This window comes from Marinobacter sp. EVN1, assembly GCF_000475375.1.
Classification (GTDB): Bacteria; Pseudomonadota; Gammaproteobacteria; order Pseudomonadales; family Oleiphilaceae; genus Marinobacter; species Marinobacter nauticus.
In genome coordinates this window covers 48,385-62,971 of sequence record NZ_AXCB01000023.1, presented here as the reverse complement: position 1 = coordinate 62,971, position 14,587 = coordinate 48,385, and the positions used below count along the sequence as shown (strand labels likewise).

Annotated in this window: 12 protein-coding genes; all 12 read left to right on the top strand. The window is 52.2% G+C overall.

The genetic code is table 11. The features are described 5' to 3' along the window. The first annotated feature begins 167 nt into the window (after nucleotides 1-167). Nucleotides 168-1,529, top strand: coding sequence for an MBL fold metallo-hydrolase (locus tag Q674_RS31905; protein WP_023009043.1), 1,362 nt, complete (start codon nucleotides 168-170; stop codon nucleotides 1,527-1,529). Continuing rightward, nucleotides 1,529-2,296, top strand: coding sequence for a 3'(2'),5'-bisphosphate nucleotidase CysQ (gene cysQ, locus Q674_RS31900; RefSeq protein WP_023009042.1), 768 nt, complete (start codon nucleotides 1,529-1,531; stop codon nucleotides 2,294-2,296). The genes Q674_RS31905 and cysQ overlap by 1 nt, the downstream gene beginning before the upstream one ends. 3 nt (nucleotides 2,297-2,299) lie before the next feature. Then, nucleotides 2,300-2,779: a transcription/translation regulatory transformer protein RfaH gene (gene rfaH, locus Q674_RS31895; RefSeq protein WP_023009041.1), complete on the top strand. Its 480-nt coding sequence runs from the start codon at nucleotides 2,300-2,302 to the stop codon at nucleotides 2,777-2,779. Nucleotides 2,780-3,284: 505 nt separating this feature from the next. Further along, nucleotides 3,285-4,505 (top strand): capsule assembly Wzi family protein, encoded by a 1,221-nt coding sequence (locus Q674_RS31890; RefSeq protein ID WP_227501220.1) that lies wholly within the window; start codon nucleotides 3,285-3,287, stop codon nucleotides 4,503-4,505. A gap of 20 nt (nucleotides 4,506-4,525) precedes the next feature. Next, entirely contained in the window at nucleotides 4,526-7,075 is a 2,550-nt protein-coding gene (locus Q674_RS31885; protein WP_023009039.1) for an SLBB domain-containing protein, read from the top strand. Then, nucleotides 7,075-8,016, top strand: a complete 942-nt coding sequence (locus tag Q674_RS31880) for a Wzz/FepE/Etk N-terminal domain-containing protein (protein ID WP_023009038.1) — start codon at nucleotides 7,075-7,077, stop codon at nucleotides 8,014-8,016. Before Q674_RS31885 ends, Q674_RS31880 begins: the two co-directional genes overlap by 1 nt. 152 nt (nucleotides 8,017-8,168) lie before the next feature. Continuing rightward, the gene (locus Q674_RS31875) at nucleotides 8,169-8,933 is read left to right on the top strand and encodes a Wzz/FepE/Etk N-terminal domain-containing protein (RefSeq protein WP_031210179.1); all 765 of its coding nucleotides are present in this window, start codon (nucleotides 8,169-8,171) and stop codon (nucleotides 8,931-8,933) included. Between the two features lie 2 nt (nucleotides 8,934-8,935). Then, the gene (locus Q674_RS31870; RefSeq protein ID WP_023009036.1) at nucleotides 8,936-10,171 is read left to right on the top strand and encodes a lipopolysaccharide biosynthesis protein; all 1,236 of its coding nucleotides are present in this window, start codon (nucleotides 8,936-8,938) and stop codon (nucleotides 10,169-10,171) included. A gap of 42 nt (nucleotides 10,172-10,213) precedes the next feature. Then, nucleotides 10,214-11,197 (top strand): NAD-dependent 4,6-dehydratase LegB, encoded by a 984-nt coding sequence (locus tag Q674_RS31865; RefSeq protein ID WP_023009035.1) that lies wholly within the window; start codon nucleotides 10,214-10,216, stop codon nucleotides 11,195-11,197. Beyond that, nucleotides 11,190-12,350, top strand: a complete 1,161-nt coding sequence (locus tag Q674_RS31860; protein WP_023009034.1) for a LegC family aminotransferase — start codon at nucleotides 11,190-11,192, stop codon at nucleotides 12,348-12,350. Before Q674_RS31865 ends, Q674_RS31860 begins: the two co-directional genes overlap by 8 nt. Then, the gene (gene neuC / locus Q674_RS31855; RefSeq protein ID WP_023009033.1) at nucleotides 12,347-13,519 is read left to right on the top strand and encodes a UDP-N-acetylglucosamine 2-epimerase; all 1,173 of its coding nucleotides are present in this window, start codon (nucleotides 12,347-12,349) and stop codon (nucleotides 13,517-13,519) included. Before Q674_RS31860 ends, neuC begins: the two co-directional genes overlap by 4 nt. Then, on the top strand, nucleotides 13,519-14,583 hold the full coding sequence (neuB, locus tag Q674_RS31850) for an N-acetylneuraminate synthase (protein WP_023009032.1): 1,065 nt from the start codon (nucleotides 13,519-13,521) through the stop codon (nucleotides 14,581-14,583). Before neuC ends, neuB begins: the two co-directional genes overlap by 1 nt. Nucleotides 14,584-14,587: the final 4 nt, after the last annotated feature.

Here is a 14,587-nt window from a genome sequence, read left to right as displayed (position 1 = left end):
AGAATAATCGGGGGGCCAGCAACTGATCTTGCCAAAGATCAAAAAAACGCGAATCGGGCGGTGTTCCGTCTTGAGGGTGTGTAAATTCCGGTCCATAGCCCCTCACTCACCCACGGTTTTTGCGTTAAGCTTTGTCTATCGCCAACCAGACAAGGACTTACGCGCCTATGAAACTCCGCTTCCTCGGTGGTACAGGCACCGTCACCGGCTCCCGCTATCTGCTTTCCGACGACAATCACCGCATGCTGGTGGATTGTGGCATGTACCAGGGCGTGAAAACCCTGCGCCGCCGAAACTGGGCCAAGTTTCCGGTAGATCCTTCAACTATTGATGCGGTGGTGCTTACCCACGCGCACATTGACCATTCCGGCTACCTTCCTGCGTTGGTCAAGAACGGGTTTAAAGGCAAGATCTACTGCACCAAAGCCACTCATGAGCTCTGCAAAGTACTGCTGCCCGATGCCGGGTTCCTGCAGGAAGAGGATGCCAAGTACGCCTTCCGGAAAAAGTTCTCAAAGCACGAAAAACCGGAACCTCTGTTTACCGAAAAAGACGCCTGGGAAGCCCTGAAGCACTTTGAATCCCTGCACTACCACGAGAAATTCGAGCCGGTGAAGGGCTTTGAGGTTCAGTTCACTCCGGCCGGGCATATCCTGGGTTCCTCCTGCGTGCACGTTACGCACAAGAGTTCCTCCCGCACCGTGGTGTTCAGTGGAGATGTAGGGCGCCAGGACGACATCATTATGCGCCCACCAGAGCCCATCAGTCATGCCGATGTTTTGGTGTGTGAATCCACTTACGGCGACCGCACCCATGGTGAAACCGATCCAGAAAAGGATCTGGAGGAGATTATCACTAAAACCGCGGGCCGCGGCGGGATCGTATTGATGCCCGCTTTCGCCGTGGGCCGGGCCCAGATGTTGTTGTACGTTGTGCACAAACTGATGGGGCAGGGGCGAATTCCCAAACTGCCGGTGTATCTCAACAGCCCCATGGCCATCAAAGCCACGGAAATATTCTGCAAACATCACAAAGAGCACAAGCTTAACGGCGCCCAGTGCGAGCTGATCGACGACAAAACAGAGTTCGTTCGCACCGTCGAGGAATCCATTGAGCTGGATGCCGTGAGATATCCCTGCGTGATCATCTCAGCCAGTGGAATGGCCTCGGGCGGCCGGGTGTTGCACCACCTTAAAACCCTGCTGCCAAATCCCAGAAACAGCGTTGTCTTTGCGGGCTTCCAGGCACCTGGCACACGCGGCGATGTCTTGGTGCATGGCGCCGAATCGGTCAAGATTCACGGTGAGTACTGGCCGGTGAAAGCAGAGATCCATAACATGGATTCCATGAGTGCTCATGGCGACTATCGGGAAATCCTGCACTGGCTGGAGCAAGGTACTCTGAAGCCCGAAAAGGTGTACGTGACTCACGGCGAAGCGGTGGCCAGTGATACCATGCGCAAGCGCATCTCGGAAAAGTTTGGATGGGATGCCGAGGTACCGGATTTGTTCGAAGAGGTAGAGATCTGATGCACTACAGCTCCATACTGCCAGATGTGATCAAAATCGCTGATGAAGCCAGCGAAAAAGTGCTGCATATCTACCAGTCTGATTTCAAGGTGAATTATAAGGAAGATCACTCACCCATCACCGCTGCGGACATCGCCAGCCACGACATCATTGTCAAGGGCCTGCGCCAAATCAGCCGGGACATTCCCGTACTCTCGGAAGAGGGCGCGGAGATTCCCTGGGAAGAGCGGAAAAAATGGCGCCGGTTCTGGCTGATTGATCCCATCGACGGCACCAAGGATTTTACCCAGCGCACGGGCGAATTCACCGTTAACATCGCCATGATTGAAGACGGCGAGCCCGTAATGGGCGTGGTCACCGCTCCAGCCCTGAAAGAAGCTTTCTGGGGTATCAAGGGTGAAGGTGCTCACATGCGGGACCGCACCGGCCGGGTGCACCGCATACGGGTGGCAGAACCCAAAGACACGTTGCGGGTGGTGGCCAGCAAAAACCACCTGAATGAAGAGACCCGCGCCTTTATCGACACCCTCGGCGCACACGAAACCGTCCAGGCTGGCAGCTCCCTGAAATTCTGCCGAATTGCCGAGGGTCATGCTGATATTTATCCGCGAATGGGCCCGACCAGCGAGTGGGATACCGCAGCCGCCCACGCGGTGCTCGTCGCCGCAGGGGGGAAGGTGCAAACGCCGGAGGGCCAGCCCTTGGTTTACGGAAAAGAAAACATACTGAATCCCAATTTCATTGCCGCGGGAAACTGGTATTTCTAACCCATGACCTGGTACGCACTACAACACAAGCCGGCTCAGGGCGACCGGGCGGTCCAGCACCTGCAGAATCAGGACATCGCCTGCTTCTACCCGAAAATCGAGGTGGAGAAGATCAAGGCAGGTAAACGCACCAAAAAGCTGGAGCCACTGTTTCCGGGGTACGTATTTGTGAACCTGGAGCAAACCGACCCGATGTGGGCAAAGCTCCGGTCCACCCGGGGCGTGCTGCGCATTGTCAGCTTTGCCAACCGGCCAGCACCGATTGACGACGAAGTGATCGCCCACATTAGAAGCAGTATGGATAAGGTGGCAGAGCAGGGCGGCATCAAGCCCGGTCAGGCCATAGAGCTGGATGACGGGCCGTTTAAAGGTATTAGCGCAATTTTCCAGGCTTATGATGGTGAAGAGCGGGCAGTTGTGCTGATTTCGTTTATGCAGAAGCAGCAGCAGGTAAAGGTGCCTGTTTCCGTTATAAGAACTTGAAGGCAGTCTGACGACGACATGTTGAAAATGTGACCGGATTGTTTGCACTTTCTAATGTTTAACAAATGTTTACTGCCTTAATGCCCTGATTACTGAAGTGTCAGACTTTTTGTCACTTGCGTGTCATACAGCATGCCGTAGAATCGTCACGCTTTTGAAATACTTCATTCATTCCCAGACAAGGAAGCTGTTGGGAACTTCTCTCCCGTTGTAGCCGTTTTATCCTTGTCCGCAGAAAATAACTCTTATGACCTTAAAACACTGGGCCCTGGTTGGTGGGGCGGTAGCGTGCTTGAGCAGCTTTTCAGTGCTGGCGGCGCCTTGGCTGGAGCCAGGTGACGCTAGGGCCAGGTTTGCTGTGCAAAAGTTGGCAGATCGTGGCGAAATGAACCGCGGTGTTACCACCTGGCCACTTATGTGGAGTGCCGTACAGAGCTCAAGCGGCTTTGCATCAACTGCGAATGGACCCTCCAGTGCCTTGGCCTCTGCCTATCTCCGATTTGAGATGGAAGAGCAGGCCCGTTCCGGTTTTCGCGGTGAATTCAACCTGAACGCCCAGACCGAAATACCCGGCATTACTGGTTTCGGCTCGAATTCTCTGGCAAAAGCAGGCGCCAGCGTAAACCTCCAGTGGCAGGGTGAAGCCTGGGCTTTGGGCCTCAAACCAGCCTACGCGCACGACCCGGATGATGAAGAAATCCGGCTAGACGGTTCCTATTTGGCGGGTACGCTTGGCAACTGGGTGTTCGGCGCTGGCGCCATAGACCGTTGGTGGGGGCCTGGGTGGCAATCCAGCCTGATTCTCTCCAACAACGCCCGTCCAATTCCCTCAGTATGGATTAACCGAAAAGATACTCATGCTCCGGAGAGTTCCTGGTTGGGCTGGATTGGCCCTTGGGACTTTACGGTATTGGCGGGCCAATACGAGAGCGACCGTGCGGTGCCTGATGCCAAACTCATCGGCATGCGTTTTACCTTCCGCCCGATGGATGGTCTGGATATTGGGCTTTCGCGAGCAATCATGTTTGGCGGGGAAGGTCGGCCGGAGGGTGCCTCCACCATCTGGAATGCTCTAATCGGTAAAGACAACGGCCAACTGGAAGAAAACGACCCAGGCAACCAGATTGCCAGCATTGATGCGCGATACGGGTTTGCTGTTGGAGAGCAAACCATGGGCCTCTATGCCCAAATGATGGGGGAGGATGAAGCTGGCGCCTTCCCGGCGCGAAAATCCTGGCTGCTTGGCTCCGATTGGACAACCAGTCTCCTCAATGGTGATCAGCAATGGTTTATAGAATACGCCAATACACTGGCAGATGATTTTCTGGGCGATGCCAGGCCAAACATTACCTACGATCACAGCCGATACAGGACAGGATACCGGCACTTTGGCCGAAACATGGCGAGCAGTTTCGACGGTGATGCCGAAGCGATCACCCTGGGCGGTTACCATTTTATGGACAATGGTAACCATCTCAGCGCCAAGGTGAGTTACGTGGAGCTTAATATAGACGGAGCGAGCCGCGTGGTCATGCCAAACACCAAAGTGTTCTATACCGTACCTGAAGACGCCCAAAAGGTCGCCATAATGGACTTTGGTTATGGTACCCCTCTGTTTGATGGTTGGCTGGATTTAAGTCTCCAGGCAACGGACAAAAAAATCGAATACATAAGCGGCCAAAAAGACCAGTGGTCAGTTGGCGCCAGCTGGACCTATCGTTTCTAAGATAACGGAATATGCTACCCGTGAATTTGAAAAAGCTTCTACTGCCCCTGGCCTTGTTACTCCCTCTAACGACTACGGCCCAGTCTATTTCCCCGGCACAGATCGAACAGTTCAAGCAGTTGCCCAGAGCCCAGCAGGAGGCCTTGGCGGAGCGCTATGGGGTTGATCTCGACAACCTCGGCTCAACCAGTCAAGGCGCCAATCAAAGGCCTCAGCAGGTGAACGTGGTTGAACCAATCAGCAGCATTACAAACCAGGAGCGAGAACAGGCGCGGGCAAAACAGCGAGATGATGAAGAACAGGTTCTTGCCCGGAAAAATGGCGGATTAAAGCCCTATGGTTATGACCTGTTCGCCGGAAGCCCCACCACCTTCGCGCCGGTTACCGAGATCCCAGTCCCGACAGACTATACCTTGGGGCCCGGGGATGTATTGCGCGTTCAGCTGTGGGGCAAGGTAAACCAGAACCTGGACCTTCCCATCAGCCGGGATGGCAGTATCAGCTTCCCGGATTCTGGCCCGATGAACCTGGCGGGTTTGAGTTTCGATGATGCGCGGCAGCAAATTCGAAAGCGCATTTCAGAGCAATACATCGGTGTCGAGGTGGCCGTCACCCTGGGCGAACTCCGTAGTATGCGTGTATTTGTTTTGGGTGAATCTCGCAATCCGGGGTCCTATACCGTGAGCTCCCTGTCGACCATTACGAACGCTTTGTACGTTTCTGGTGGCGTGAAACAGAACGGCTCCCTGCGTAAGGTACAACACAAACGTAATGGCAGCCTCGTAGGCGTTCTGGACCTTTACGACCTTCTTCTGAACGGTGACAGCCGCGCCGACAACCGCCTGCAACCAGGTGATGTTATCTTTATTCCGCCGGTGGGCAAACGAGTTGGCATTGAAGGCGAGGTTTATCGCCCGGCTTTATACGAACTCAATGGTGAAAACACTCTGGAAGAGCTGGTAAGCATGGCTGGTGGCCTTACTCCCCAAGCCTACCCGCAGCGGGTTAAGATCGAACGAACTAATGCAGACTTCCTGAGAATCATTGCTGAAGCCGACTACACAGGCCCTAAAGGTCGAAATGCACAAGTTAAGGCTGGCGACAGGGTTAGCATTCCCTCCATTTCTGACATCACCGGCCAGTTCGTCGAAATCAAGGGCGCTGCTACGCGCACTGGGAAGTTTGCATGGATGCCCGGCATGCGAGTGAGCTCTATCATTCGCAACCTGGATGCTGACCTGCTTCCCGTGGCAGACAAACAGTACGCAGCCATTATAAGAACCAACCCTAGAAATGACACCATCTCGGTGCTTAATCTGCGCCTGAGAGAGGCAGTTAGAAACCCCGGCGGTGAACATGACCTGCAGTTGGAAGAACGAGACCGCGTGTTCTTCTTTGCTGATGCCGGAAAGGTAGACATCGAAAAGGTAGATGCCGCTAACACAAATAACTCGGCGAAAAACGACGATGAAGAAAAACCTGAAACCTTCACCCGCGAAAACCTCTTTGCCCCAGTATTGCAGCGACTGAAAGCTCAGGCGAAGCCGGGCGCCCCTCAACAAACCATCCGTATCAGCGGTCCGGTGCGCTACCCAGGCGAGTACCCCATGCCGGCCAGTCACAGGCTTGCAGATGCAGTGTTCGTAGCTGGCGGCCTGAAGGATTCCGCTTCGCTTTACCAGGCCGAGATCGCCCGCTACACCCAGGATGAAAGCGGAATTGGTCAAACGCACATCCTGAATGTGGATCTGGCGGCTGCCATGGCGGGACAAAGCAGTCTAATATTGCAGAGCCGGGACACCATCCTGATCAAATCCATCCCCCAGTTCGCCCAACCCCGAACGATTATCCTGAAAGGTGAAGTGCGTTACCCGGGGGAATATACCTTCCGAGAGGGGGAAACCCTTAAGGAAGTGGTGCAGCGGGCTGGCGGTCTGAGCAGCAATGCTTTCCCTGCGGGCGCCATCTTCACCCGTGAAAAACTCCGTCAACTGGAAGCACAACGACTGCGTGAAGCCGAAGAACGCTTGCAAGGAGACCTGTTGGGCGTGCAATTGCAAGGCGACAGTTTTGGTGGCCAGGACGTGGAACGAGTGCAGCAGGTAGAAGACCTGCTGGAAGATGTGCAGAACAGCCGCCCGGTTGGCCGCATGGTCATCGATTTAGCTGCGGTACTAAGCGACGAGAGTTATCAGTCAGTTCGCCTTCAGGATGGCGACCAGCTGATCGTTCCTACCATTCCGCAATCCGTTTCCGTCTTCGGCGAAGTACAATTCCCTACCAGCCACTTACATCAGCCCGGGCTAACTGTAGACGACTACCTTCAGCGTTCCGGCGGCCCCACCCGTCAGGCCGATGAAAGCCGAGTATACGTAGTGAAAGCGGATGGTTCGGTAATGCTACCCGAACGCAGCCAATGGTTCGGCGGCCGAAGCCAGCAGTTGGAGCCGGGCGACACCATCATCATGCCTATAGACGTAGACCGCCTGAACCAGCTGGAGCTCTGGACTAATGTAAGCCAGATTGTCTATCAAATGGCCTTGGGCGCCGCAGCTGTGGGTAATCTGTAATGAGTCAAGTGCCAGTTAACCAAGACGACCGGGCCGACGAGATCAGCCTCCGCGAACTGTTAGCCACCCTATGGCGTGGAAAGTGGATAATCATCGCTTTTGTCATCGTTTTCGCTGGTGTCGGAGTGGCCTACGCCTTACATAAGCCCAATATCTACAAAGCTAGTGTGCTCCTTGCTCCCGCTCAGGATGAGGGCGGTGTCAACGGTCTTAGCGGTCAACTTGGAGGGCTCGCAAGCTTGGCCGGGATTAATCTTGGCGGTGGCAGCTCCAACAACACCGTAATTGCCAAAGAAACCTTGAAATCCCGGGCGTTTCTGAGAGATTTTATCCGCCGCCATGACCTGAGCGTGCCGTTAATGGCATCCAAAAACTGGAACATGGTTACGCAAGAATGGTCTATAGATGAAGAAATCTACAATCCTAAGACTGGAGAGTGGCAGAAAAACAAAGATGGTTTAAGCCTCAGGCCCACGAACTGGGATATGGTCGAACGATTCCGCGAACTGCTGACCGTAAGAGACAATAAAGACACGGGCTTGGTTACGGTAGCCATTGCCAGTGAATCACCAGTTGCTGCGAAACAGTGGCTGGAATTATTGATCAAAGATATCAATGAACGGATGCGCGAGCAGGACGTGCAAGATGCCGAGGCCCGCATTGCCTATCTGGAAGGTAAGCTCCGTGAAACCAACATCTCTGGAATGCAGCAGGTGTTCTATCAGTTGATCGAGAGCGAGACTCGAACCGTGATGCTGGCTAATGCCCAGCGCGAATACGTGTTTAAAACGGTAGACCCCGCCGTTATTCCCCAGGAAAAAAGCGAACCGAAACGGGCGCTGATCGTTATACTCGCTGTTATGTTAGGTGGAATTCTGGGTGTACTTGGTGTTTTTGTAAAAGCGTTTGTTCAGAACAGCAGGCAGCCTAACAAGGCGTAACTGAAAAGTGGGGCGGGTTGGCGTAGTATTCGCACCTATTTTCCGGGGCGCACGCTACACATCACAATGCCGTCAAAGCCTGAAGCACAAGGTAAGATGCAGGGGGAGGGTAGCGTGCCCGACAAACATAATAACGAATGCGGAACTACCTGATGAGTGCTACGCAAAATCAGCGGTACGAGGATGAGATCACCTTGATTGACCTCGCTGCCACTATCGTTAAACGCCGTCGAGTCTTCTATGCGGTCTTCCTCTCATGCATCTTGGTCGGGATTGCTTACGCCTTTGTGACAGAGAACACTTATCAATATACCAGCCTTATTCAGGTTGCGGAAAAAGGGGCGGACGAATTCTTGGAGCCTCCGGCTACCACCATTGCTACGCTGGAGAGTCGTTGGCTACCAGAGCGGGAGGTTGCCTATCTATCTGAAAATGGAGAGAATTTTCCGTTCACCACGAGCTTCGCAAACCCTGAGAATACTGGTCTGATCAGATTGGTTTCCGAATCAACAACTAAAAACGCAGAGCATGTGAAAACGGTTCACCGGTACCTTGTAGAGCAAGTTCAGCAGAGGCACAACGCACTTCTCGAGCGCGAGAAGAGAAGCCTTGAAAGCCAAATGCGGTCAATCGATCAATCAATCGATGTGCTTAAAAATGGCCAGGATTCCGGCCAGGTGCTAGCTGAGGCGTTTGACAGAAAAACCAAGCTTGAAAGTGATCTCCAGGCTTTGAAAGCAGCCGAAATGTTAGTTCTTGCAAGGCAGGGTGCTGAGAAAACCGGGCCGGCGAGAATTTTGATTATTACCCTTGCTACGATTATGGCGCTAATAGGTGGGGTGTTTTCGGCATTTTTTGCCGAATTCTTGGCATTGGTTCGGTCACAGGTCGCTGCGTCTAATGAGGCCAACGAGTAACAGTGACGATCCAACTTTTAAATCTCGGCCTGAGGGCTGTGACTCTGGCGGTAAAGTTTGCGTTTATTCTTGCGCTTGCTGTGTTTCTGCCGCCTGAAGAGGTTGGGTTGTATGGCCTGATTACGGTGACGGTCTCATATTCGATCTACTTTGTGGGTTTTGAGTTCTATACTTTTAGTACCAGAGACCTTGTCGCTCGTCCTCGTTCCGAGTGGTCACGGTTACTATCGAATCAGCTTGTTTTCTTTGGCCTGATGTATGTGGTTGTGCTACCTGCATTCAGCATTGTGTTTTTTCTGGAAATGCTTCCCTGGAGCGTGATGGCAGGGTTTATTGCCTTGGTCGTTCTGGAGCATCTGTCTACCGAATTGATGCGATTGCTTGTGGCCATAGAAAAGCCATTACTCGCAACCCTAGTCATATTCATCAAACAGGCTCTGTGGGCCCTGTGCTTTGCCATAACGATGTGGCTGGCTCCGGAATTCAGGAACATATCTGACCTGTTGCTCTTCTGGATAGCGGGTTCAGCTCTCAGTATCCTGATTGGTATCGGGCCGCTACTGAAACTTGACTGGAGAGGTGTGCTTACAAAGATTGACTGGCGTTGGATTCGGACCGGAGTAATGGTCGCGATCCCGCTGCTATTGTCGTCAGTTGCTGTGAGATCACTTTTCACGTTTGATCGTTATGCTTTTGAAGCCCTCAACAGTCTGGCTTTACTGGGAGCGTACAGCGTCTACATGGGGGTGGCATCAGCCATGCTCTCATTTATGGAGTCAGGCGTTTTCGTTTTTTACTATCCAAGAATGATGAAAGCCTATAAAGAGCAGAACAAGTCAGAGTTTGAGCACGCCTATAGCAAACTCGCAAAGCAATCCGCTGTTTGGCTAACGTTTTTGATGGTGGGTGCGGCAATAGCCGGGGTTGTCGTTTTTCCGATGCTGGAAGAGACCATCTACTACGATAATTTGATGCTCTTCTTTGCGATTATCGTCGCTATGGCAATCTTCATCGGTGGGTATGTGTTCCAGTACGGCCTCTACACAACAACCCGGGACAAAAGCATTATTGTTGCAAATCTCGCTGGCCTAGCGGTTGCAGCTATCGCATTGGTTATGATTGCGCCACTCACGAACTATTGGGCAGTGACCATTGCAATGACAATAGGAAGTGGTGTTGCAACGCTCCTTAAATACCGGAAATGGCGTTTAACCCGAAAAGAACTTTTCCTGGCTTGATATCGTAAATTTTAGAAACCTCAGAATTAGATAGGACACGCAATGAAAGAAACAGTATTGGTAACAGGCGCAGATGGATTTATCGGATCTCACCTTACGGAATTGTTGGTCCGAGAAGGCTACAGAGTAAAAGCGCTTTCCCAGTACAATTCTTTCAATTACTGGGGCTGGCTGGAAAATATTGATTGCCTGGATCAAATCGAGGTACTTAACGGCGATGTGCGAGACCCGCATTACTGTAAACACATCACTAAAGATGTCGACATCGTTTACCATTTGGCGGCATTAATTGCGATCCCATACTCCTATGTGGCTCCAGATAGCTACGTTGATACTAACATCAAGGGTACCCTGAATATTTGCCAGGCTTCGCTGGAAAATGGCGTAAAACGCGTAATTCATACGTCCACCAGCGAAGTATACGGTACTGCTCAATACGTGCCGATTGATGAAAAGCACCCGGTGCAGCCCCAGTCTCCCTACAGTGCTTCCAAAATAGCTGCTGACGCCATGGCAATGAGTTTCTATAACGCGTTTGATCTACCGGTTACTGTTGCGCGCCCTTTCAATACCTATGGTCCGAGGCAGTCTGCCCGTGCGGTTATTCCAACCATCATTACCCAGATAGCCGCCGGCCAGAAATCCATCAAACTGGGAGATGTATCACCCACAAGAGACTTCAACTACGTCGAAGATACCTGCCGCGGATTCCTTGCTCTGGCCAACTCCGATAATACGGTTGGAGAAACGGTCAACATTGCGTCTAACTTCGAGATTTCAGTTGGTGACACGCTTAACCTCATCCGAGATATTATGAAAAGTGATGTTGAGTTTATTACCGATGAACAACGGATTCGCCCCGGAAAATCAGAAGTGTTCAGATTATGGGGAGAGAACGCGAAGATACGTGAATTAACAGGTTTTTATCCTGAGCATTCGATCGAAGATGGTTTGAGAAAGACCGTGTCCTGGTTTACAAACCCTGAGAATCTCAAGCACTACAAAGCTGGAATTTACAATGTCTGACATGTCCCTGAACCGGCTTGTTGAATTTGTAAAAGATCACTACGGTACTAACGAATTCATACCGCTGCACGCGCCAGTGTTTTCAGGGCGTGAAAAGGCGTACGTTGCAGACACCATAGATTCTACCTTCGTCTCCAGCGTGGGCGCTTACGTGGATCAGTTCGAGAAGGAGTTGGCTGGATACACTGGCGCCGGCGCGGCAGTAGCGACGGTGAACGGCACAGCAGCACTCCATGTCAGCCTAAAACTGGCGGGCGTACTTCCCGGCGACCTCGTGATTACCCAGGCGCTGACTTTTGTAGCCACCTGCAACGCGATTCACTATTGCGGGGCAGAACCACTGTTTATTGACGTGGATGAGGCAACGCTTGGGCTTAGTCCGTTAGCCCTTGAAAATTGGCTGAAGAACCATGCGGATCTTGATGCAGAGGGCGTGTGTATTGAGCGAGAATCCAGACGAAGAATAACGGCATGCATGCCCATGCACACATTTGGGCACCCTGCAGACCTCGCCGGCCTTCTGAGGGTTTGCAAATCCTGGAACCTTCGCCTGGTAGAAGATGCTGCGGAATCACTTGGCAGTTTCTACGAGGGCCGCCACACGGGCACCTTTGGGGAGATCGCTGCTGTAAGCTTCAATGGCAACAAAATCATAACCACCGGTGGTGGCGGTATGATCCTTTGCGATGCTGAGGTTGGTAAACGCGCAAAGCACCTAACCACAACCGCAAAAAAACCTCATCCTTATGAGTACGTGCATGACGAAGTTGGGTATAACTATCGATTGCCTAATATCAACGCTGCTCTGGGGGTTGCTCAACTTGAACAGCTATCAGAGTTTCTTGCGGAGAAGCGTGCGCTGGCAACGCAATACCGGAATCTTCTGAAAGATACTGAGTTCCAGTTTGTTGATGAGCCGAAAGGCTGCCAAAGTAACTTTTGGTTGAATGCGGTTCTGTGCCCCGATGAACACTCAAGAAATCATCTGCTTGAGGTGACCAACGCAAAAAATGTCATGACCCGGCCGGTCTGGCAATTGATGTGTGATCTTCCAATGTATGCTCATTGCCGACGAGGTGATCTCCGCACTTCAAGAAACATTGCACAGCGCCTTGTTAATTTACCCAGTGGCGTAAAACCGGTTCAGATATGAAGACAATCGCTGTATTTACCGGAACCCGAGCAGAATACGGCTTACTTTGTCCGTTATTGAGGAAACTGGCTAATCATTCGGAACTCAAATTGCAGCTTATTGTGAGTGGCATGCATCTCTCACCGCAATTCGGAGAAACATGGCGAACCATAGAGGCCGACGGATTTACCATAGATGCCAAGGTGGAAATGCTCCTCGCTTCCGACACAAGCTGTGGCGTTGCGAAATCCATGGGGCTGGGTGCAATTGGCTTTGCGGACGCGCTAGAACGCCTTAGTCCCGATTGCCTGGTTATTCTAGGTGACCGATACGAGGCTCTGGCAATTGCACAAGTTGCTGCTGTCATGCGTATCCCCATTGCTCACTTACATGGTGGAGAAATCACTGAGGGTGCCTACGATGACTCTATCCGCCATGCAATAACCAAGCTTTCCCACTACCACTTTGTTGCGTCTGATGAGTATCGCCAACGGGTTATCCAGATGGGAGAGGCTCCGGAACATGTTTGGAATGTGGGTGCATTGGGGATCGAAAATATTCGAACGGTGCCAAAAATTCCCCTTGCCGAAATCAATAAAAAATTTAATCTCCAAATGAGGCAGCCGTATTTTCTGGTGACCTATCACCCGGTGACGGTGGGGGAAGAAGACAGCGAAGAGACCTTTGAGAACCTGCTATCGGCACTTGATGAGTTTCCCCAACACCAGGTGCTGCTTACATACCCGAACTCAGACAACGGTGGTCACAGATTGATTCAGATGCTTGAACAATATGCCAGCGAACGGTTGGGTAAGGTATTCGCTGTACCATCACTTGGTATGCAGTGTTACCTCAGTGCCGTGAATTGCAGTGACGCGGTTATTGGTAACTCATCCAGCGGTGTCATTGAAGTGCCCTCGCTCGGAACGCCATCAGTCAACGTCGGTGTCCGGCAAAAGGGCCGCCTGGCAGCAGAGTCTGTAATACACGCAGGCACCAGCAAAAAAGAGCTTAAACAGTCGATTGATGATGCTCTATCAGCCGATGCCCGGCGAATATCCAAAACGTGTGAGAATCCGTACGGCACCGGTGAAACGTCAAAGATAATCGTAGAGGTCTTGCGGAGCCTTCAGCCTTCGGGACCTAAGCAATTCTTCAATTTACCCCGGTCTCAGGAAGGCGAATATTAATGGTTAGAATAATCGCAGAAGCCGGCGTGAATCATAACGGCAACCGCGACATGGCCTTTGAACTGGTCAAAGTAGCAGCGGATTCAGGTGCCGATGCCGTTAAATTCCAGACCTTTAACGCAGAGCGACTGGCAGCCCTTACAGCGCCGAAAGCGAAATATCAGCAAGCGACCACGGATGCGCTCGAAAGCCAGCTCGCTATGCTGAAAAAACTGGAGTTGCCAACCGAATGGCATTTCGAGCTCCAGCGGTACGCACGGGAACTGGATATAACATTCATATCAACAGCGTTTGATCTTCAGAGCCTGGCTTTCTTGCAAACACTGGACCTTCCCTATTACAAGATCCCTTCCGGGGAAATCACTAATGGCCCGCTATTGCTGGCTTTTGCCCAAACCCGCAAGGAACTGATCATTTCTACAGGCATGGCGACGCTGAGTGAAATTGAACAGGCGCTTGCTATCGTCGCATTTGGTTATGTTCACGGGGAAGAGCCGGAAAGCCTTGAGCAGGTGTGGCGCTTCTGGAGCAATCCTGAGGCTCAGGCGTCTCTGCGAGGCAAGGTTTCGTTGCTTCATTGTACTTCGCAATACCCAACGCCGATTGAAGAGGTGAACCTCAATGCAATGGGGACCCTCGCAAACGCTTTCGGTTTGCCTGTTGGCTACTCTGATCACACACAGGGTCTGGTTATACCGACAGCCGCCGTAGCACTCGGGGCAACCATTATCGAGAAGCACTTCACGCTGGACCGCAGATTGCCGGGACCGGATCATGGGGCTTCTCTTGAGCCGGATGAGCTGTCCGATTTGGTGCGCACCATACGAGATGTTGAGCGGGCACTCGGTGACGGTATTAAAAAACCGCAGCCTAGTGAATGGGATACTCGCGAGGCAGCTCGGCAGCAGGTGATTTTTTGCGAAGCAGTTAAGAAAGGCGAAAAAATCGACCGAGGCTCATTATCCACTGCCCGCTGTGGACGAGGGGTTTCTCCAATGGGGCTTTGGGATATGGTGGGCAAAGTTGCTTCACAATCCTTCTCTGAGGGAGATGTGCCAGAGTGACCCG

What these genes read in the sequence shown, in the direction of transcription:
- Q674_RS31905 (WP_023009043.1), top strand. Translation starts at nt 168, where the DNA reads ATGAAACTCCGCTTCCTCGGTGGTACAGGCACCGTCACCGGCTCCCGC.
- cysQ (WP_023009042.1), top strand. Translation starts at nt 1,529, where the DNA reads ATGCACTACAGCTCCATACTGCCAGATGTGATCAAAATCGCTGATGAA.
- rfaH (WP_023009041.1), top strand. Translation starts at nt 2,300, where the DNA reads ATGACCTGGTACGCACTACAACACAAGCCGGCTCAGGGCGACCGGGCG.
- Q674_RS31890 (WP_227501220.1), top strand. Translation starts at nt 3,285, where the DNA reads ATGGAAGAGCAGGCCCGTTCCGGTTTTCGCGGTGAATTCAACCTGAAC.
- Q674_RS31880 (WP_023009038.1), top strand. Translation starts at nt 7,075, where the DNA reads ATGAGTCAAGTGCCAGTTAACCAAGACGACCGGGCCGACGAGATCAGC.
- Q674_RS31875 (WP_031210179.1), top strand. Translation starts at nt 8,169, where the DNA reads ATGAGTGCTACGCAAAATCAGCGGTACGAGGATGAGATCACCTTGATT.
- Q674_RS31865 (WP_023009035.1), top strand. Translation starts at nt 10,214, where the DNA reads ATGAAAGAAACAGTATTGGTAACAGGCGCAGATGGATTTATCGGATCT.
- Q674_RS31860 (WP_023009034.1), top strand. Translation starts at nt 11,190, where the DNA reads ATGTCTGACATGTCCCTGAACCGGCTTGTTGAATTTGTAAAAGATCAC.
- neuC (WP_023009033.1), top strand. Translation starts at nt 12,347, where the DNA reads ATGAAGACAATCGCTGTATTTACCGGAACCCGAGCAGAATACGGCTTA.
- neuB (WP_023009032.1), top strand. Translation starts at nt 13,519, where the DNA reads ATGGTTAGAATAATCGCAGAAGCCGGCGTGAATCATAACGGCAACCGC.